Source organism: Streptomyces physcomitrii (assembly GCF_012273655.1).
Taxonomy (GTDB): domain Bacteria; phylum Actinomycetota; class Actinomycetes; order Streptomycetales; family Streptomycetaceae; genus Streptomyces; species Streptomyces physcomitrii.
This window is the reverse complement of sequence record NZ_JAAWWP010000004.1, coordinates 264,249-283,640: the sequence shown is the minus strand read 5'-3', so window position 1 is coordinate 283,640 and position 19,392 is coordinate 264,249. Positions and strand designations below refer to the sequence as shown.

Here is a 19,392-nt window from a genome sequence, read left to right as displayed (position 1 = left end):
GCCTCAGCGCACCGGCGAGTCCGCGCGCTCCACCTTCTGGGTGCCGTTGAGCGTGCGGTAGCCGCGGGTCCAGGAGGCCGTCGCGGCGGGATCGGCGCGGTCGGAGAGGGCGTAGTAGTCCATCTGCGAGGCCTCGGGCGTCACATCGAGCACCCCGTAGCCGTGCGCGTCCATGTCCAGCCACTTGATGTGCCGGTTGGCCAGCTTGATGGCGCCCTCGGCCACCGTGGAGACCGTGTTCGCCGGGACGTTCAGGATGTCGTCGACGTTGTCCGAGGTCACCGAGGTCACCACGAACTCGGTGGCCGCGCTGCCGGAGAGCGGGTACGAACCGGCCTTCACCGGCACCTCGTTGGCGAAGGCCATGTGGATGTCGCCGGTCAGGAAGACGGTGTTGCGGATCGAGCGGTCCCGCAGGTGCGCGATCAGCTCGCTCCGGTCGTGGGTGTAGCCGTCCCACTGGTCGACGTTGACCGCGAGCCCGCCCTTGGGCAGCCCCAGCAACTCCGCGAGCGGGGCGAGGAGTTCGGCGGGCAGCGAGCCGAAGGCCAGCGGGGAGATCATCACCGAGGTGCCGACCAGGCGCCAGGCGGTGTCCGAGGCGGAGAGCCCCGCCTTCAGCCAGTCCAGCTGCTTGCGCCCGGTGAGGGTGCGCTCGGCGGAGTCGACCTCGCCGTTGCCGATGCCGACCTGCTCGGAGCGGAAGGAGCGCAGGTCGAGCAGGTGCAGATCGGCCAGCTTGCCGAAGCGCAGCCGCCGGTAGGTGGTACCGGCCACCGAGGGCCGTACCGGCATCCACTCGAAGTAGGCCTGCTTGGCCGCCGACTGCCGCGCGGCCCAGTCGCCCTCGGACTCGGGGGTGTGGTTCTCGGCCCCGCCCGCCCAGGCGTCGTTGGCGAACTCGTGGTCGTCCCACATCGCGATCACCGGGTGCGCGGCGTGCAGCGCCAGGAGGTCGGGGTCGGTCTTGTAGGAGCCGTGCCGGGTGCGGTAGTCGGCGAGGCCGATGATCTCGTGCGCGGGGACGTGGGTGCGCACCACCCCGTCGGTGGGGTACTCGGCGTGCCCGTACTCGTAGATGTAGTCGCCGAGGTGCAGCACCGCGTCCAGGTCCCCGCGCGCGGCGAGGTGGCGGTACGAGGAGAAGTACCCGGCCTCCCAGTTGGCGCAGGAGACCACGCCGAAGCGCAGTCCGGCGGTGTCCGCGTCGTGTGCCGGGGCGGTCCGGGTGCGGCCGGCGGGGGAGAGGGTCTCGCCGGAGCGGAAGCGGTACCAGTAGGCGGTGGCCGGGCGCAGTCCGCGTACCTCGGCCTTGACGGTGTGGTCGCTCTGCGCGCTGCTGGTGGTGCTGCCGCGGACCACGATCCTGGCGAAGTCCTTGTCCTCGGCGACCTCCCAACTCACCTCGGTGGCGGGCCCCTTGCCGGAACCGGGCACCGCCTCCGCGGAGGGGGTGAGCCGGGTCCACAGCAGTACGCCGTCCGGCAGCGGGTCGCCGGAGGCGATGCCGTGCTGGAAGAGGGGGACCTCGGCGGCCCGCGCCGGGCCGGCGGCGAGGGCGAGCGGGGTGAGGACGGCGCCGGCGGCGGCCGCCTTGACGAGGGTGCGGCGGCGCGGGGTGAGCGCCTCATCGGTGTTCTCGGCAATGGTGTGGGTCACGAGTGGTCAGATTACTGACCGGTTCATGCCGAGAGTGGGCGAACCCGCAAGAGTTCGCCCACACTTCAGCCGCGGGACCGGGTGCCGAGCGGCCCCGGGGAGCCGCGCCGGGCCTCAACCGGCCCCGGCGGCAGCCCCGTTGGGGCCCTCCTCAGCCCTTGAGCGCCGCGTCGATCGCAGTCCGGTACTCCTGCACCGAGCGGGGCGCCTGCTTCTTGTCGCTGCCCGTCACGTGCTTGCCGTCCATCACCAGCGTGGGCGTGCCCTGGACGTCGTCCTCGTTGTCCTGGAACAGCTTCGACATCTCCAGCGCCCAGCGGTCGTAGGTGCCCTTCTGCACGGCCTTCCGGAAACCGGCGTCGTCCTTCAGCGCGGGCACCGCGTCCGCCACCTTCAGCAGATAGGCGTCGGACTTGAACTTGTCGTCCCGCTCGTCCGGGTGGTATTTCGCCGAGTACAGCTGGGTCTTGTAGTCGAGGAAGGCGTCCTTGCTCACGTTCAGCGCGGCACCGAGGGCGCTGAGCGCGTTCTTGGAGCCCTCGCCGGTGGCGGCGTCGTCGATGAAGGTGGCCCCGACGTACTGGAGCTTGTACTTGCCCGCCTCGACGTCCTTGGTCACCTCGGCGCCGACGACCTGCTCGAACTCGGCGCAGGCCGGGCAGCGCGAGTCCTCGTAGATCTTGAGGGTCTTCTCGGCGCTGTCCTTGCCGAGGACGACGGTGGTGCCCTTGGCCCCGGCGGTGTTGCGGGGCTTGACCAGCGGGTCGTCCTTCGCGGTCTCCCAGTAGCCGGGCTTGTTGTTCTGCACCACCGCGTAGCCGATGCCGCCCGCGGCCGCCAGCACGCCGACGACCGTACCGGCGACGATCAGTTGCCGCCGCACCCGGTCCTTCTTCGCCTGGCGCTCGCGCTCCAGCCGGATGCGCTCGCGGGCGGCCTGCTTGGCTTCCTTGCTGTTCCTCTTGCTCATGAGTGGTCTGCTCCGTGGGGTGATACGTGGGTGTGCGGGCGCCGGGCCCGCGCGGTCAGCCGGGGGAGACGGCCACCCACGGCGGCCCGCGCCGCCCCACGGAGTGCACCCAGGTACGGGAGCGGAACGGCGCCGCCCACGGTGTCATGCGGCCGCGCGGCGCAGGCGCCCGGCGGGGAGCGCGCCCCGCGCCGAGGGCGAGGAGCAGCGGGCGGAAACCGCTGACCGCGGCCGCCCGCAGCAGCTCCGCGAGGGCCCGCTCGCCCCGCCGCAGCCAGGCCGCGGCGAGCAGCGAGACGCCGACATGGACGGCGAGCAGCAGCCAGGGGAGCGCCGGGTCGGTGCGCGCGAGGATCTCGGCCGCGTCCCGGCCGCCCTCGGAGACCCCGGTGAGCGGGGCGCCGACCGCGCCGCCGCAGAGCAGGTCGATGCCGACGGAGCGCAGCGGTCCGGTCACCGGGCCGCCCGCCTCGCCGTAACAGGCGTGCTGGCCGGCCGTGAAGACGGTGTCCGCGGCCAGTTCCAGCGGGATCAGCAGGGCGGCGATCCGGGCGAAGCCGCGTTCGCGCCCGGCGCAGGCGAAGGCGAGGGCGAAGACGGCCGCGGACAGCGCCGCCACCGTGCTCAGCGGCAGCGGGGCGCGCGTGAGCAGCACATGGGAGCCGGCGGAGAGCAGCACGAGCAGCGCCGTGAAGAGCGCCGCGCGCACCGCCCGGAATGCCGTCTGACCGAGTTCCACCGCTGTCTTCGCCGTCTCGTGGTGCGGGGCGCGCCCTGAGCTGCTCGGGGCACGCCGGTCCTGTGTCCTGTCGCCGAGGAGTGTGGCACGGCCCTCGGTAAGGGAGCCGTGAAGAGTCGCTGTGAACCCGGCCGCACCCCCGGCGCCCCCGGCTCCCGGGCGGCCCCGGCACGGCTCACCGCGCGGGGCCCGTCCGGGGCTCTCCTCCAGGGTCTCAGACGCCGCGGATGCGTCCGTTGCGGAAGAGGTCGACGAAGATCTGGTGGTCCGCGCGGGCCCGGGCGCCGTAGCTGTGCGCGAACTCCACCAGCAGCTCCGGGAAGTTCTCCTCGTCCCCGGCGATCGCCGCGTCGATGGCCCGCTCGGTGGAGAAGGGCACCAGCTCCGAGTGGCCGCTCTCGTCGTCCGCGGCGGAGTGCATGGTCGCCGTGGCCCGGCCGAGGTCGGCGACGACCGCTGCGATCTCCTCCGGGTCGTCGATGTCGGACCAGTCCAGGTCCACCGCGTACGGCGAGACCTCGGCGACCAGCTGCCCGGAGCCGTTCAGCTCGGTCCAGCCGAGCCAGGGGTCGGCGTGCGCCTGCAGCGAGCGCTGCGAGATGACCGTGCGGTGGCCCTCGTGCTGGAAGTACTCGCGGATCGCCGGGTCGGTGATGTGCCGTGAGACCGCCGGGGTCTGCGCCTGCTTGAGGTAGATCACCACGTCGTTCTCCAGGGCGTCGCTGTTGCCCTCCAGGAGGATGTTGTACGAGGGCAGGCCCGCCGAGCCGATGCCGATGCCGCGGCGGCCGACGACGTCCTTGACGCGGTAGGAGTCCGGCCGGGTCAGCGAGGACTCCGGCAGCGTCTCCAGATAGCCGTCGAAGGCGGCGAGCACCTTGTAGCGGGTGGCGGCGTCCAGCTCGACCGCCCCGCCGCCCGGTGCGAAGCGGCGCTCGAAGTCGCGGATCTCGGTCATCGACTCCAGGAGCCCGAACCGGGTCAGCGAGCGGGCGTCGCGCAGCGCGTCCAGCAGCGGCCCCTGCGCGGTGTCCAGGGTGAAGGGCGGCACCTCGTCGCTCTTCGCGCCGGTGGCCAGCGCCCGCACCCGCTCCCGGTAGGCGGTGGCGTAGGTCCGCACCAGCTCGGTGATCTGCTCGTCGCTCAGCGCCTTGGCGTACCCGATGAGGGCGATGGAGGCGGCGAAGCGCTTGAGGTCCCAGGTGAAGGGGCCGACATAGGCCTCGTCGAAGTCGTTGACGTTGAAGATCAGCCGGCCCTGGGAGTCCATGTAGGTGCCGAAGTTCTCCGCGTGCAGATCGCCGTGGATCCACACCCGCGCGGTGCGGTCGTCCAGGTACGGGCCGCCGCGCCGCTCCGCCTCCAGGTCCTGGTAGAAGAGGCAGGCGGTGCCCCGGTAGAAGGCGAAGGCGGAGGAGGCCATCTTCCGGAACTTCACCCGGAACGCGGCCGGATCCGCGGCGAGGAGGTCGCCGAAGGCGGTGTCGAAGACGCTGAGGATCTGCTCGCCGCGCTCTTCGCCGACGGGCTGCTGGACCGACATCGCTGGATGCCTCCTGGTGCGGTGTGATACTGCGGCGGGTGGCGGGGCCCGCCCCTCGGGCGCGCGCCCCGGGGCAGCTGTTCTGCCCGGTGCCTGTCCTGTTCCAACGCACGAAGGTACGCCCGAGTGCCCGCCGCGTCACGCCGCTTCACCCCGGGCCGGTCCGCCCGGATCCGGCGGCCGGGCCGCGTTGTCGGTGGCTCTCAGTAGACTTCGCCACTGTCCCTCCGGACCGCCCGCACACCGCCACCGAACGCTCCGCTGGAGGCCCCCGCAGTGACCGGCACGTCTGCCCCGACAGCTCCTTCAGGTTCCGCAGGTTCTTCTTCGGGTTCCTCGAAGAAGCCCCCCTTCACGCACCTGCACGTGCACACGCAGTACTCGCTGCTCGACGGTGCCGCGCGCCTGAAGGACATGTTCAACGCCTGCAACGAGATGGGCATGACGCACATCGCCATGAGCGATCACGGCAACCTGCACGGTGCCTACGACTTCTTCCACTCGGCGAAGAAGGCCGGCGTCACGCCGATCATCGGCATCGAGGCCTATGTGGCGCCCGAGTCGCGGCGGACCAAGCGCAAGATCCAGTGGGGCCAGCCGCACCAGAAGCGCGACGACGTCTCGGGTTCCGGCGGTTACACCCACAAGACCATCTGGGCGGCGAACGCCACCGGCCTGCACAACCTCTTCCGGCTCTCCTCGGACGCGTACGCGGAGGGCTGGCTGCAGAAGTGGCCCCGGATGGACAAGGAGACCATCGCCCAGTGGTCCGAGGGCCTGATCGCCTCGACCGGCTGCCCCTCGGGCGAACTGCAGACCCGGCTGCGGCTCGGCCAGTTCGACGAGGCGCTGAAGGCGGCCTCCGAGTACCAGGACATCTTCGGCAAGGACCGGTACTTCCTGGAGCTGATGGACCACGGCATCGAGATCGAACGCCGGGTCCGCGACGGCCTGCTGGAGGTCGGCAAGAAGCTCGGCATCCCCCCGCTGGTCACCAACGACTCGCACTACACCTACTCGCACGAGGCCACCGCGCACGACGCGCTGCTGTGCATCCAGACCGGCAAGAACCTCTCCGACCCGGACCGCTTCCGCTTCGACGGCACCGGCTACTACCTCAAGTCGACCGACGAGATGTACGCCATCGACTCCTCGGACGCCTGGCAGGAGGGCTGCGCCAACACCCTCCTGGTCGCCGAGCAGATCGACACCAGCGGGATGTTCGACAAGCGCGACCTGATGCCGAAGTTCGACATCCCCGAGGGCTTCACCGAGGTCACCTGGTTCAAGGAGGAGGTCCGCCGCGGCATGGACCGCCGCTTCCCGGGCGGCGTCCCCGAGGACCGCCAGAAGCAGGCCGACTACGAGATGGACGTCATCATCTCGATGGGCTTCCCCGGGTACTTCCTCGTGGTCGCCGACTTCATCATGTGGGCCAAGAACAACGGCATCGCGGTGGGCCCGGGCCGCGGCTCCGCGGCCGGCTCGATCGTGGCGTACGCGATGGGCATCACCGACCTCGACCCCATCCCGCACGGCCTCATCTTCGAGCGCTTCCTCAACCCCGAGCGCGTCTCGATGCCCGATGTCGACATCGACTTCGACGAGCGCAGGCGCGTCGAGGTGATCCGGTACGTGACCGAGAAGTACGGCGCCGACAAGGTCGCCATGATCGGCACCTACGGCACCATCAAGGCCAAGAACGCCATCAAGGACTCGGCCCGGGTGCTCGGTTACCCGTACGCGATGGGCGACCGGCTCACCAAGGCGATGCCCGCCGACGTCCTCGGCAAGGGCATCCCGCTCTCCGGCATCCTCGACTCCTCGCACCCGCGCTACAGCGAGGCGGGCGAGATCCGGGGCATGTACGAGAACGAACCCGACGTGAAGAAGGTCATCGACACCGCGCGCGGCGTGGAGGGCCTGGTCCGGCAGATGGGCGTGCACGCCGCGGGCGTGATCATGTCCAGCGAGACCATCACCGACCACGTCCCGGTCTGGGTGCGGCACACCGACGGCGTCACCATCACCCAGTGGGACTACCCGAGTTGCGAGTCGCTCGGCCTGCTGAAGATGGACTTCCTGGGCCTGCGCAACCTCACGATCATGGACGACGCCGTCAAGATGGTGAAGTCCAACAAGGGCCTGGACATCGACCTCCTGAGCCTGCCCCTCGACGACCCGACGACCTTCGAACTCCTCCAGCGCGGCGACACCCTCGGCGTTTTCCAGTTCGACGGCGGGCCGATGCGCTCCCTGCTGCGGCTGATGAAGCCGGACAACTTCGAAGACATCTCCGCCGTCTCGGCCCTGTACCGCCCGGGCCCGATGGGCATGAACTCCCACACCAACTACGCGCTGCGCAAGAACGGCCAGCAGGAGATCACGCCGATCCACAAGGAGCTGGCGGAGCCCCTCGAAGAGGTCCTCGCGGTCACCCACGGCCTGATCGTCTACCAGGAGCAGGTCCAGAAGGCCGCCCAGATCATCGCCGGGTACTCGCTCGGCGAGGCCGACATCCTGCGCCGCGTGATGGGCAAGAAGAAGCCCGACGAACTCGCCAAGAACTTCGTCCTCTTCCAGGAGGGCGCCCGCAAGAAGGGCTACAGCGACGAGGCGATCCAGGCCCTGTGGGACGTCCTGGTCCCCTTCGCCGGATACGCCTTCAACAAGGCGCACTCCGCCGCGTACGGCCTCGTCTCGTACTGGACCGCCTTCCTGAAGGCGAACCACCCGGCCGAGTACATGGCGGCGCTGCTCACCTCGGTGCGGGACGACAAGGACAAGTCCGCGGTCTACCTCAACGAGTGCCGCCGGATGGGCATCAAGGTGCTGCCGCCCAACGTCAACGAGTCGCTGGCCAACTTCGCCGCCCAGGGCGACGACGTGATCCTCTTCGGCCTCTCCGCGGTGCGCAACGTCGGCACCAACGTCGTCGAGTCGATCATCCGCAGCCGCAAGGCCAAGGGGAAGTACGCCTCCTTCCCCGACTACCTCGACAAGGTCGAGGCGGTCGCCTGCAACAAGCGCACCACCGAATCGCTCATCAAGGCCGGCGCCTTCGACGAGATGGGCCACACCCGCAAGGGCCTCACCGCGCAGTACGAGCCGATGATCGACAATGTCGTCCAGGTCAAGCGCAAGGAGGCCGAGGGGCAGTTCGACCTCTTCGGCGGCATGGGCGAGCAGGACACCAGCGAGCCCGGCTTCGGCCTGGACGTGGAGTTCTCCGCGGAGGAGTGGGAGAAGACCTATCTCCTCGCCCAGGAGCGGGAGATGCTCGGCCTGTACGTCTCCGACCACCCGCTCTTCGGCATCGAGCACGTGCTCTCCGACAAGACCGACGCGGCCATCTCCCAGCTCACCGGCGGCGAGCACGCGGACGGCGCCGTGGTCACCATCGGCGGCATCATCTCCGGCCTCCAGCGCAAGATGACCAAGCAGGGCAACGCCTGGGCGATCGCCACCGTCGAGGACCTCGCGGGCTCCATCGAGTGCATGTTCTTCCCGGCGACCTACCAGCTGGTCTCCACCCAACTCGTCGAGGACGCCGTGGTCTTCGTCAAGGGCCGCCTCGACAAGCGCGAGGACGTGCCCCGCCTGGTGGCGATGGAGCTGCAGGTCCCCGACCTCTCCTCCGTCGGGGCCAACGCCCCCGTGGTGATCACCATCCCCTCGGGCCGGGTCACCCCGCCGATGGTCGGCAGGCTCGGCGAGATCCTCAGCCACCACAAGGGCCAGAGCGAGGTGCGCATCAAGCTCCAGGGCGCCCACAAGACCACGGTGCTGCGCCTCGACCGGCACCGGGTCCGCCCCGATCCCGCGCTCTTCGGCGATCTGAAGGTGCTGCTCGGCCCGTCCTGCCTGGCGGGTTAGGGGAAGAGCGGGTACCCAAGGAGGGCGGGACGCATCCGGTGCGTCCCGCCCTCCTGCGTGCTGCCGTCCGTCAACCGCCTTGGTGAAGGCGTCAGTTGTGCCCGAAGCGCCGCTGGTGCTTGCGGGCCACGTCCGCGGGGCTGCCCTGGGCGTGCTGCTGCGTCTGCGACATCGCCTCCATGGACGACTGCTCGGCCCGCTCCTTGCCCTGCTCGGCCGGACTGCTCTTCTGCTGCTTACGATCTCGCTTGTTCTTGGCCATGGTGATCTTCCTCCTGGGGGTGATCCGAGTGCCAGGACCACCTCCACATTCACATAGGATGTAAACAGTCGCATTTCAGACAATTACCCTGCGTAAAAGGAGGAATGGGGCAGCGGTGGCGGCCGGGCGCCACGCCGAAGATCGAGTTCGAACCGTTAAGCCCCGCGCAGTCGGGCAGACTCGAAGGAAACCCGAAGCAGAGCGCTGGTGTTGTCCGGATGAGGCACCGAAGATCTCGGGAGCACCTTTCGGATACTCCCCAGGGAAAGAGGGTGGACCGCGTGGACCGCTGCATCGTCCTGGTGGACGCCGGGTACCTGCTGGGCGCCGCGGCGAGTCTGCTCGCCGGGGAGCCCTCCAGGTCCCGCATCACCGTCGACCACTCCGCCCTCATCCAGGGACTGCGCGAGCGTGCCGAATCCGACACCCGGCAGCCGCTGCTGCGGATCTACTGGTTCGACGGCGCCCCCGACCGCGTCCCCCAGCCGGAACACCGCAGGCTCAGGGTGATGCCGCGGGTGACGGTCCGCCTGGGCGCGCTCACCCGCAGCGACGGGCGCTGGGCGCAGAAGGGCGTGGACGCCGCCATGCACGCCGAGCTGACCGAGCTGGCCCGCAATGGTGCCTGCTCGGACATCGTCCTGGTGACCGGCGACGGCGATCTGCTGCCGGGCATGATGTCGGCCAAGGAGCACGGCGTCGCCGTCCACCTGTGGGCGGTCCAGGCCGCCGACGGGGACTACAACCAGTCCGAGGACCTGGTCGCCGAGGCGGACGAGCGCCGGGTCCTGGACCGCGCCTGGATCACCCAGGCGGTACGCGCCAAGGAGGTCGGCGGCCTCTGCGCCTCCCCGCCGGCCGCGCGCCCCGAGATCGCCGCCATCCTCTCCGCGCCGCTGCCCGAGTCCGCCCTCGGCACCGCCGAGACCGCCGACCGCCCGCGCGAGGAGGGCTCCGCGCACCCCGCCGAGCCGCCCGCGGCGGGCGGCACCGCCGAGCGCGGCTCCACCGTCCGGGGCGTCCCCACCCCCAAGGACCTGGCCGGAATGCGCCCCCACCCGGCGCCCGCGGGACCGCCGGGGGCACCGCATCCGCCGAGCGCCACCCTGCGCTGGTCCTCCGACCGGGGCTGGGTGGACCGCCCGGGCGCACCCGCCGAGCCCGCGGACGCCGCGGCCCTGCCGATGCTCGCCCAGCTCACCTCCGCCGAGCAGCGCTGGGCGGACCGCGAGGAGGACATCACCACGGTCGGCGGCGACCCCTACGAGGTCGGGCAGGTCTTCGCCCGACGCTGGATGGAGCGGCTGCCGGACACCGGGCAGGTACGCGTACTGGCCACCATGTACCCGCGGATCCCGCACCGCGTCGACGGCGAACTGCTGCGCTACGCCGCCCGGTTCGGGCTCCTCGCCCACAAGGACGACCAGATCGACGAGAACGACCGGTACGCGATCCGGGCCGGGTTCTGGCGCCAGGTGGACGTGCCCGGAGCCGGGGACCACGGCACCCCGCCGGGGAACGGCGACGGCCCGGGCCACCGCCCGCACACCGCTCCCTCGGAGCACCCCTCCGGCGGCCACGAGCCCCGGCCGGGGCCCGCCAAGGCCCAGGGCCCGGGCACGGCGGAGCCGGGGACCGCGGGCGAGGGCGCCCCCGCCCAGCAGGACGCGCGCGTCTCGGAGCACCCGGACCGGGCACCGGAGGCGCACCCGGGACAGAAACCGGAGCAGTCCGCGGCAGACACATCCGGCCAGCCCGCCGGGCAGAAGCCCGGGCCCCATCCGGGTCAGAAATCCGGCCCGCACCCCGGGCGCAAAGCCGAGCGGCCGGGATCCGAGGCGGAGCACCCGGCACACAAATGACCCCGAGCCCGGCGCGGGCCCGGCGCCTCCCGGCAGCACCCCGGCGCACGGAAGCCCGGCCCCGGGCACTCCGGCCGGCGGCATCTCGCCCCGCGGTACAGCGGCCCGTGGCTCCCGGGCTCCCGGCGGCATCTCGCCCCGCGGCACACCGGCCCATAGCCCCCGGACCCCCTGCGGTACCCCGGCCCGGGGCATCCCGCCCGGCCGCCTCACTCCCGGCCGCCTCCGGACTCCCGGCCGTCTCCGGACTTCCGGCCGCACACCGCCCCGCCACCCCCGGACTCCCGGCGGCGGACCTTCCCCCGGCGGCCCTCTCTCTCCGGCCGAACCCCCGCCCACCGCGCCGGATCGGCCCCTTACGGGCGGGATCGGCGCCCCGGGCGCGGTGCGCACCCCCGGACCCCGTAGTCTCGTACTTCGTGAGTACCCGCACGGCACAGGCAGGCCCGCACGGCCGTGGCGCCGATGCGGTGTGCGCGGTGCGGGACCTGGTGAAGACCTATCCGGCGGTCCGCGGGCGCCGCGGCGCACCCGGTACCCCCGCGGTGCGCGCCAACGACAAGGTCACCTTCGACATCCGGCGCGGCGAGATCTTCGGGCTGCTCGGCCCGAACGGCGCCGGGAAGTCCACCCTGGTGCGCCAGCTCACCGGGCTCATGCGCCCCGACGAGGGCAGCATCGAGATCCTCGGCCACGACATCGTGCGCCACCCCGAGCGGGCCGCCCGCATCCTCGCCTACCTCGGCCAGGAGTCCACCGCCCTCGACGAGCTGAGCGTGGCGCTCGCCGCCGAGACCACCGCCCGGCTGCGCGGACTCACCGCCGCCGACGCCCGTGCCGAGCGCGATGCCGTACTCGACGAACTGGGCCTGACCGAGCTGGCCTCCCGGCCGGTCAAGAAGCTCTCCGGCGGGCAGCGTCGGCTCGCCTGCCTGGCCTCCGCGCTGGTCGCCGAGCGGCCGCTGCTGGTCCTGGACGAGCCGACCACCGCCATGGACCCGGTCGCCCGCCGCGCCGTGTGGGCCGCGGTGGACCGCCGCCGCGCCGAGTACGGCACCACCGTGCTGCTCGTCACCCACAACGTCATCGAGGCGGAGACCGTCCTCGACCGGGTCGCCGTCCTGGACCGCGGCCGGGTCATCGCCTGCGACACCCCGGTCGGGCTCAAGGAGCGGGTGGCGGGGGAGGTGCGGGTGGAGCTGGTCTGGCGGGAACAGGCACCGCTCGACGTACCGGAGGTCGCGGCTCTGCGGGACATCGCCGTACGGTCGGGTCGCCGGTGGTCGCTGCGGCTCGCCCCGGACGAGGCGCGGGCCGCCCTCGCCGCGGTGACCGGCGGCGCGGCCTTCTCGGCGCTGGACGATTTCACTCTGGCCACGCCGAGCCTGGAAGATGTGTACCTCGCCCTCGGCGGCGACACGAGGAACCTGAAGGGGCTGGTGAAGACATGACTCGCAGCGCAGGGGCCGCGGTCCGCCCGTCCCGGGCCAGGAGCAGCCGGTGAGTGTGCTTCCCGCGGAGATCCTGTCCGGCCGCGCGCACCGGGGCGCGCAGGCGGCGGCCCCGAGCGGGGCCCCGGCCGAGCCGCTCGCGCCGCGCGCCCGGCTGCTGCCCGCGCTCGCCGCGGTCTACCGCGCCCAGCTCTCCCGGGCGCGGGTGGCCCGTATCCCGCTGCTCTTCGTGGCCACCTTCCAGTCCGTCGGGATCATGGTCCTGATGCGCGGGGTGGTCGACGGCGGGGCCGAGGCCCAGGCTGTGGTCGCGGGCTCCTCGGTCCTCGTGGTCGCCTTCGTCGCGCTCAACCTGCTCGCCCAGTACTTCGGGCAACTGCGCGCCGACGGCGGGCTCGACCACTACGCGACGCTGCCGGTGCCGCCCGCCGCGGTGGTGCTCGGCACGGCCGCCGCCTACGCCTCCTTCACCGTGCCCGGCACCCTCGTCACCGCCGTCACGGGCTGTGCGCTCTTCGGGCTGCCGATGGGGAACCTCTGGGTGCTCGCCGCGGTGGTCCCGCTCGCGGGCGCCGCGCTCGCCGGGCTCGGCGCCGCCCTCGGGCTGCTCGCCCCGCGCCCCGAACTCGCCACCCTGCTCGGCCAGCTGGGCATGTCGGCCGCGCTGCTCCTCGGGGTGCTGCCGCCGGAGCGGCTGCCCTCCGCGGTGCAGTACGCGCGGGACCTGCTGCCCTCGACGTACGGCGTGGAGGCCTTCTCCCGCACCTTCGCGGCCGAGCCCGACTGGGCACTGGTGGCGCTCGACCTCCTGGTCTGCGGCGCCGTCGGCGTCGCCTCGCTGGCCGCGGCGACCTGGGCCTACCGGCGCGCGGCCGTCCGGTGACGCGGCCCGTGCGCGGGCCTGGCACGATGGCAGGGTGACCGCTCCGTTGACTCCTCCGCACCAACCCCCCTCCGACCCCTGGCAGGCGCCGCCCGCCGGGAGTTCGGCGATCCCGCCGCGGCCCGGCGCGGACACCGAGGGCCCCGGCCTCGCCGGTGAGCTGCGGGCGGCCGCCGTCGTCCTGCTCGCCCTGGTGGTGAGCGGACTGCTGCTCGGGCTGCTCTGGTGGCAGCTGGCGCCGCACGTCCCGCTGGTGCTGGACGGGAACTCGGTCTACCTCAAGGACTCCGAGGGCGAGCAGGCGATCGGCGTCGACGGGGTCTTCACCCTGCTCGGCATCGGCTTCGGCGCGGTCGCCGGAGTGCTGCTCTTCCTGCTGCGCAGGCGCGGCGGAGTGCCGCTCGTGGTCGCGCTGATGGCCGGGAGCCTGCTCGGCGCGGTGGTGGCCTGGCGGTTCGGGATCTGGCTCGGCCCCACCGAGGACGTGGTCGGGCACGCCAAGGAGGTCGGCCAGGGCGTCACCTTCGACGCGCCGCTCGAACTCAAGGCCAAGGGCGCCCTGCTCGCCTGGCCGATCGCCTCGCTCGCCGTCCACCTCGCCCTCACCGGCCTCTTCGGCCCCCGCGACCCCGAGCCGGAGCTCCCGTACACCTACGGCCCCGGGAACGGCACCCCGCCGCAGCAGCAGGACGCGAAGGACGCCTAGCAGCTCCCGCGGGCCCGGCCCCGGCTCCGGTGCGGCCCCGGGGCTCAGTCCGGCGCGGCCCCGGGCCTCAGACCCGGCCGATCTCCGCGAGCACCGCCCCGGTCAGTGCCGCCAGGTCGCCGGGGCTCAGCTCGACCTCCAGGCCGCGCCGCCCCGCCGAGACGCAGACCGTGGGGTGCCCGGCGGCGGAGGCGTCGAGGACGGTGCGCAGGCGCTTGCGCTGGCCCAGGGGGGAGATGCCGCCGCGTACGTACCCGGTGGTGCGCTCGGCGAGGGCCGGGTCCGCCATCGCGGCGCGCTTGCCGCCGACCGCGGCGGCGAGCGCCTTCAGGTCGAGGCTGCCCGCGACGGGCACCACGGCCACCGTCAGCTCCCCGTCCACCTCGGCCACCAGGGTCTTGAACACCCGCTCGGGGGCCACGCCCATCGCCTCGGCCGCCTCCTCGCCGTAGGAGGGGTGGGCCGGGTCGTGGGCGTAGGCGTGCACGGTGAAGGCGGTACCCGCCTCGGTGAGCGCCACCGTGGCCGGGGTTCCGCCCTGCTGCTTCTTCGGCTTCTTCGCCATGGCTCTCCGGGCCGCACTCGCGGGTACGGGGCCGGGTCCTCCCGGCGCCCCGAGTCGGCGCTGCTCGTCAGTCGAGGCTGGTCGTCAGTTGAGGCTGGTCGGGTTGCGGGTGAGGTCGATCGCGGGGAGCGAGGGCAGATGGCGGATGACCGCCGTCTCGCGGCGCAGTAGCTTCAGCTCGGCGCGCAGCCGGGAGGCGATGTCCCCGGTCTCCAGGAGCCGCTGCTTGGTGGGGGTGTCGAGCACCGCCGCCGCGGCCACCAGATAGGAGACCACCGAGGGGTCGTCGGGCAGCTCCGCGGCCGAGGAGAGCGAGCGCTCGCGGGCCCCGGCCAGCTGCTTCTGGTAGTTGCGGAAGGAGCGCAGCACCCCGGCCGCCAGCGCGCCCGCCTCCTCGCCCGGCTCCTCGGGGAGCTCCTCCAGGTCGGCCATGAGGAAGGGCCCGGAGGCGTCCACCGCGTCGATCCGGACCCGGGTGGTGCCGGTGGCGAGCACCTCGAAGCTGCCGTCCGGGCGTTCGCGTACGTTCGCCGCGTCCGCGATGCAGCCCACCGAGTGGAAGGCCTTGAGCGGTTCCGCGCCGAAGCCCGCGGCGGGCCCGCGCTCGGGCGGTGAGGTCTGGTCGGGCAGGCCGGGGGCGCTCGGGGCGACCTCGTGGCCGTCGCGGATGGCGACGACGGCGAAGTGGCGCGGCTCGTCCTCGGGGATCTTCACCAGCTCGTGCATCATGGCGCGATAGCGCGCCTCGAAGACGTTCAGCGGCAGCACGAGCCCGGGGAACAGCACCGAGTTGAGCGGGAAGAGCGGCAGTCGGACGGTGGTCACGACGGGCAAGCCTAGACGAGGACCTGCCCCACCTGGCCCGCACCGGCGCGCTCCCGCGCGGACCCGCCCCGGCGCCGCCGCCCGCGGCCCGGTCAGGGGCGGCCCGTGCGGGTGTCCCCGGGGCCGCGGCCCCGGCCTCCGGGCCGCTCCCGCGCCGCCTCGCGGAGGGTCGCCTCGCGCAGCCCCAGGAAGTGGCCGAGCGGGTCCTCGGAGAACCGGTCCCAGGGGAAGGAGGTGGCGTACGGGCCGATCAGGCGCAGCTGCTCGGCGGCGTCCTGGTGGCGGCCGAGCCGGGTGAGCACGCAGAGCAGGACGTTGCGGATCTCGGCGTGCCAGGGGTCGTGCGGCGGGAAGGTCACCGACAGCTCGATGCCGAGGTCGGCCGCGAGGTCGAGACGCTCCCGGGGCACCAGGGAGGACAGTCCGGCCACCGGTCCCGGCGGGGGCCCGGTCAGATAGGCGAGGGCGGCCCGGGCCGGGAGGGCGCGCAGCAGCGAGCCCTGGTGGGCGTCCTGCGCGGCGCGCTCGGCGAAGTCGAAGCACTCGCGGTGCGAGCCGTACCAGGCGGCCGAGAGGTACTGCAGGGCCGCCACATGGCTGCCGTAGTGGTGCGGGGCGCGGCGCAGGGCCTGCTCCCAGAGCAGCTCGAAGGCGGTGTGCGAGTCGTTGCCGCCCCGGGCCTGGTCGAGGGCGAGCCGCCAGGGCACCGGATCGCGGATGTCCCCCTCGGCGGCGGCGGAGATCAACGGGCCCACCCCGCGCAGGAGTTCGGCCCTGGCCGGGGACTGCCAGCCCTGGTCCAGGGCGAGTTGGGCCTTGACCAGGAGCATGTCCGGGTCGTGCGGGGCGGCCGCCTGCCAGTCGGCGAACCACTCCGGGCGGCTGCGTGCGAAGGCGGCGAGGCGCAGGGTGACCCGGTCGCGGCGCTCCCAGTCGGCCCGCTCCCGGGTGGTGGCGAGGAGTTTCGCCGCCTCCTCCCAGGCGCCCGCGGCGGCCTGGACGAGCGCGGGTCCGAGCAGCGCGTCGGGCGCGTCGAGGAGTACCTCCTCGTCCGGGGGAGGTCCCGGCGCCCGGCGCCCGGCGCGTCCCGCCGATGCGGGCGCCACCGTGCGAGCCAAGCGGCGCAGCGTACGGAACAGAGCCATGGTGTGGACCATTGAAGAGCCGGCGGCGCCGGGGTGCCAGAGGGCATCGGGTGTCGATTTCCTCACTCCCGGCCGCGGCATGCCCCGCGGCCGGTCCGGGCAGGCGCGGCGGGACCCCCGTGGTCAGGCGTTTTGCGGCGCGGGCACGCCGTTGCCCGCCCGTGCGGCCGGGAAGGCGTCCGGGTGACTGCGCGTCAGGGACTCCGTGGTGTGCCCGGCATTCCGTGGTGTGCCGGTCCGGTTCGTGCACATACCGACACGGAGGTCCGGGCCCCCGAAGCCGGGCGCGCTGGACGCCCACCCGACCGGCGGGCAGGGCCTCAGCCGACGAGCAGCAGGAGCTTTCCGCCCGAGCCGCCGCGTTCGCCCCAGCGGTGGGCCTCGGCGGCCTCGGCGAGCGGCAGGGTCACGGGCACCGGCAGGGCCAGGGTGCCCGCGCGGTGCAGGACGAGCACCTGCTCCAGGGCCGCGGCGGTGCGGTCCTCGTCGGGGGTACCGGCGGAGAAGCGCACCCCGTGCTGCTCCGCGGCCACCGGGTCGACGAGGCTCAGCACGCGCCCGGTGCCGCCCGCGAGGGCGACGGAGAGCCCGAGGACATCGGCGCCCGAGGTGTCCAGGACGGCGTCGACACCCTCCGGTGCCGCGGACCGGAGCCGCTCGGCCACCCCCTCGCCGTAGACCACTGCCTCGGCGCCGAGCTCCCGTACCCGGTCCTGCGCCGGAGCGCTCGCGGTGCCGAGGACCCGGGCGCCGCGGGCCCGCGCGAACTGCGCGGCCATGCTGCCGACCGCGCCCGCGGCCCCGTGCACCAGCAGGGTCTCGCCCTCGGTCAGGCCCAGCTCGTCGAGTGCGCGGTAGGCGGCCTCGGCGGCGACGGCCACGCCCGCGGCCGGTACCGGGTCCAGGTCCTCCGGGCGCCGGACGAGCTGGTCCGCCTCGGCGAGGGCGTACGCGGCGTAGGCACCCCGCGCCTTGCCGAAGACCTCCTCGCCGACGGTGAGGCCCTCGACGCCCTCGCCGAGCGCGTCCACGGTGCCCGCCAGCTCCAGGCCGGGCACATGCGGCAGCGCGAGGGGCATCACCGCGGCCATGGCGCCGCCGCGGAGCTTCCAGTCCAGCGGGTTGACCCCGGCGGCGCGGACCGCCACCAGGACCTGGCCGGGGCCCGGCTCCGGCCGGGGGCGGGTGACGGCTTCGAGTACCTCGGGCGGGCCGTACTCGGCGAAGGCGATGGCCTCGGGCATGGGGGCTCCTGGTTCGGTCGGGGCCGGGTCCGTTCTCCAGCCTGCGCCACCCAGCCTGCTCCCGCCCGGGACGCGGGCCGCCCCGTCGTACGGCCGGTTCCACCCGGCCGGAAGACCAGGCCGCCGCCCGGGGCGCCTGACTACGGTGGAGGGCATGGACCATGCGGAGGAGTCGGCCGACCGTACGAAGGAACCGGCCGACCACGTGGAGCAGCAGTCGGCCGCCCGTGCAGAGGAACTGGTCGACCCCGTGGAGGAGTCGGCCGACCGTGCGGCGGAGGCGGCCGACCGTGCGGAGGAGCCGGCCGCGGGGCCCGAGGGCGTCGGGACCGGGCGCGTCTCCGTCTCCGTCCCCGTCCCCGACTGGACCGACCCGGCCGCCGTGCTCGCCGCCGCGACCCGGGTGCTCGGGGCGCCGCTGGGCGAGACGCTCGGGCGGCTGTCGGCGGAACTGGGCGCCCTGGTGCCGCACCGCGCCGCCGCCGAACTCAGCGGCTACTGCGCGCACTCCCCGCTGAAGACCGCCGGGGACCGGGAGCTCGCCGCGCGGGTCACCGGCTCCGAGCTGGGGCGGCTGGCGGCCACCGTGCCGGTCGACCGGCCGTGGCAGGGCGCCGCACAGCTGGCGGGCGAGGCGCGCCGGGTGCTCGCGGTGGCCTCCCGGGAGGCCGGCGGCGCGGGTGCCCTGCTGGTGCTCGCCGAGGTCTCCGGCCAGCCGGTGCCCGCGCCCGTCCTCCGGCTGGTCCAGCGGCTCTGGGACCTGGTGACCGCCCGGGAGCTGCGCCGCGCCCTGGCGCCGGAGCCCGCCCAGCTCGGCCGGTCCAGGGCCGCCGCCAGCGAGCGCGGCCGGGTGACCGCCGAACTCGCCGCCGCGCACTCCGCCACCCTCACCGGTCTGCTCACCACCCTGCGCGCGCCCGCGCTCGGGGACGGCCAGGCCCGCGCGGCCGCCACCGAACTCGCTCTCTCCGCGCTGCTCGCGCTGCGCTCCTACGCCGAGTGGGACCGGGGCCTGTCCGAGGAGAGCCTCGCCGAGGCCTTCGCCCGCAGCGCCGCCGAACTGCGCCCGCTGCTGCGCTTCGGCAGCGTCCGCCTGGAGCTGCGGGCCCCCGAACCGGACCGTACGGTCCCCTCCGACCTCGCCCACACCGCGGGCGCCGCCACCCGGGCCACCGTCCTCGCGATGCTGGAGCAGGACGGGGTGCGCCGCCTCCGGCTGCGCTGGCACACCGCGGCGGACCGGCTGCGGGTGGTGGTCCGCGACGACGGGCCCGGCACGCTCGACGCGGACTCGCTCGGCGCGCACCGGGTGGGCGAACTGCTCGACGCGCTCGGCGGCACGCTCACCGTGGACGCCGAACCCGGCTGGGGCACCACCGTCACCGCGGCGCTCCCGCTCGGCCCGCTCACCGCCCCCGCCCCGGGACCGCTCGCGGAACTGCACCCCCGGGAGCTGGAGGTCCTCGGCCTGCTCACCCGCGGGCTGCGCAACCGGGCCATCGCCGCCGAGCTGCACATCAGCGAGTCGACGGTGAAGTTCCACGTCGCCAACATCCTGGGCAAGCTGGGCGCCGCCTCCCGGGGCGAGGCCGCGGCACTCGCCAGGGAGGCCGGGGTCCAGGGACCGTGAAGACACCCCCAGCACCGCCGGGCGCCTGACAC

Annotated in this window: 14 protein-coding genes and 1 pseudogene; 6 read left to right on the top strand and 9 right to left on the bottom strand. The window is 73.6% G+C overall.

The window, feature by feature from the left end; translation table 11 throughout:
- Window positions 1–3 precede the first annotated feature (3 nt).
- The 4 genes from HFV08_RS09055 to HFV08_RS09040 all read right to left on the bottom strand — a co-directional run bounded on the left by HFV08_RS09055 (window position 4) and on the right by HFV08_RS09040 (window position 4,911).
- Window positions 4–1,659: an alkaline phosphatase D family protein gene (locus HFV08_RS09055; RefSeq protein WP_312885478.1), complete on the bottom strand. Its 1,656-nt coding sequence runs from the start codon at window positions 1,657–1,659 to the stop codon at window positions 4–6.
- A gap of 151 nt (window positions 1,660–1,810) precedes the next feature.
- Window positions 1,811–2,629 (bottom strand): thioredoxin domain-containing protein, encoded by an 819-nt coding sequence (locus HFV08_RS09050; RefSeq protein ID WP_168537652.1) that lies wholly within the window; start codon window positions 2,627–2,629, stop codon window positions 1,811–1,813.
- 55 nt (window positions 2,630–2,684) lie between these two features.
- Window positions 2,685–3,368 carry a hypothetical protein gene (locus HFV08_RS09045; RefSeq protein ID WP_168537650.1) on the bottom strand — a complete coding sequence of 228 codons (684 nt, stop codon included), beginning with the start codon at window positions 3,366–3,368 and terminating at the stop codon, window positions 2,685–2,687.
- A 214-nt stretch (window positions 3,369–3,582) separates the two neighbouring features.
- Window positions 3,583–4,911 (bottom strand): DUF2252 domain-containing protein, encoded by a 1,329-nt coding sequence (locus HFV08_RS09040; RefSeq protein WP_168537648.1) that lies wholly within the window; start codon window positions 4,909–4,911, stop codon window positions 3,583–3,585.
- A gap of 276 nt (window positions 4,912–5,187) precedes the next feature.
- Between HFV08_RS09040 and dnaE the strand changes: the two genes are divergently transcribed.
- Complete coding sequence (gene dnaE, locus HFV08_RS09035) at window positions 5,188–8,787, top strand: DNA polymerase III subunit alpha (RefSeq protein ID WP_168537646.1); 3,600 nt, start codon at window positions 5,188–5,190, stop codon at window positions 8,785–8,787.
- Between the two features lie 91 nt (window positions 8,788–8,878).
- Here dnaE and HFV08_RS09030 read toward each other — a convergent pair whose 3' ends face one another.
- Window positions 8,879–9,049, bottom strand: coding sequence for a hypothetical protein (locus tag HFV08_RS09030; protein ID WP_163011136.1), 171 nt, complete (start codon window positions 9,047–9,049; stop codon window positions 8,879–8,881).
- 281 nt (window positions 9,050–9,330) lie between these two features.
- Between HFV08_RS09030 and HFV08_RS09025 the strand changes: the two are divergent.
- The 4 genes and pseudogenes from HFV08_RS09025 to HFV08_RS09010 form a co-directional block, all read left to right on the top strand.
- Window positions 9,331–10,566: pseudogene (locus HFV08_RS09025) on the top strand (NYN domain-containing protein); the annotation flags it as partial.
- A 764-nt stretch (window positions 10,567–11,330) separates the two neighbouring features.
- The gene (locus tag HFV08_RS09020) at window positions 11,331–12,362 is read left to right on the top strand and encodes an ABC transporter ATP-binding protein (protein WP_312885477.1); all 1,032 of its coding nucleotides are present in this window, start codon (window positions 11,331–11,333) and stop codon (window positions 12,360–12,362) included.
- Window positions 12,363–12,411: 49 nt separating this feature from the next.
- Entirely contained in the window at window positions 12,412–13,245 is an 834-nt protein-coding gene (locus HFV08_RS09015; RefSeq protein WP_168537644.1) for an ABC transporter permease, read from the top strand.
- Window positions 13,246–13,279: 34 nt separating this feature from the next.
- On the top strand, window positions 13,280–13,951 hold the full coding sequence (locus HFV08_RS09010; RefSeq protein ID WP_168537642.1) for a hypothetical protein: 672 nt from the start codon (window positions 13,280–13,282) through the stop codon (window positions 13,949–13,951).
- A gap of 67 nt (window positions 13,952–14,018) precedes the next feature.
- Here the strand turns inward: HFV08_RS09010 and ybaK are convergent, their stop codons facing one another.
- The 4 genes from ybaK to HFV08_RS08990 form a co-directional block, all read right to left on the bottom strand.
- Window positions 14,019–14,516 (bottom strand): Cys-tRNA(Pro) deacylase, encoded by a 498-nt coding sequence (gene ybaK / locus HFV08_RS09005; RefSeq protein ID WP_040254433.1) that lies wholly within the window; start codon window positions 14,514–14,516, stop codon window positions 14,019–14,021.
- 84 nt (window positions 14,517–14,600) lie between these two features.
- Window positions 14,601–15,341 carry an LON peptidase substrate-binding domain-containing protein gene (locus HFV08_RS09000; RefSeq protein WP_168537640.1) on the bottom strand — a complete coding sequence of 247 codons (741 nt, stop codon included), beginning with the start codon at window positions 15,339–15,341 and terminating at the stop codon, window positions 14,601–14,603.
- Between the two features lie 92 nt (window positions 15,342–15,433).
- The gene (locus HFV08_RS08995) at window positions 15,434–16,486 is read right to left on the bottom strand and encodes a hypothetical protein (protein ID WP_210430035.1); all 1,053 of its coding nucleotides are present in this window, start codon (window positions 16,484–16,486) and stop codon (window positions 15,434–15,436) included.
- Between the two features lie 320 nt (window positions 16,487–16,806).
- Window positions 16,807–17,730, bottom strand: coding sequence for an NADP-dependent oxidoreductase (locus tag HFV08_RS08990; protein WP_168537638.1), 924 nt, complete (start codon window positions 17,728–17,730; stop codon window positions 16,807–16,809).
- Between the two features lie 154 nt (window positions 17,731–17,884).
- Between HFV08_RS08990 and HFV08_RS32085 the strand changes: the two genes are divergently transcribed.
- On the top strand, window positions 17,885–19,360 hold the full coding sequence (locus HFV08_RS32085) for a LuxR C-terminal-related transcriptional regulator (protein WP_168537636.1): 1,476 nt from the start codon (window positions 17,885–17,887) through the stop codon (window positions 19,358–19,360).
- Window positions 19,361–19,392: the final 32 nt, after the last annotated feature.

Coding starts and splice junctions, on each gene's coding strand:
- HFV08_RS09050 (WP_168537652.1), bottom strand. CDS start 2,629: ATGAGCAAGAGGAACAGCAAGGAAGCCAAGCAGGCCGCCCGCGAGCGC.
- HFV08_RS09040 (WP_168537648.1), bottom strand. CDS start 4,911: ATGTCGGTCCAGCAGCCCGTCGGCGAAGAGCGCGGCGAGCAGATCCTC.
- HFV08_RS09030 (WP_163011136.1), bottom strand. CDS start 9,049: ATGGCCAAGAACAAGCGAGATCGTAAGCAGCAGAAGAGCAGTCCGGCC.
- ybaK (WP_040254433.1), bottom strand. CDS start 14,516: ATGGCGAAGAAGCCGAAGAAGCAGCAGGGCGGAACCCCGGCCACGGTG.
- HFV08_RS08995 (WP_210430035.1), bottom strand. CDS start 16,486: ATGGCTCTGTTCCGTACGCTGCGCCGCTTGGCTCGCACGGTGGCGCCC.
- HFV08_RS08990 (WP_168537638.1), bottom strand. CDS start 17,730: ATGCCCGAGGCCATCGCCTTCGCCGAGTACGGCCCGCCCGAGGTACTC.
- HFV08_RS32085 (WP_168537636.1), top strand. CDS start 17,885: ATGGACCATGCGGAGGAGTCGGCCGACCGTACGAAGGAACCGGCCGAC.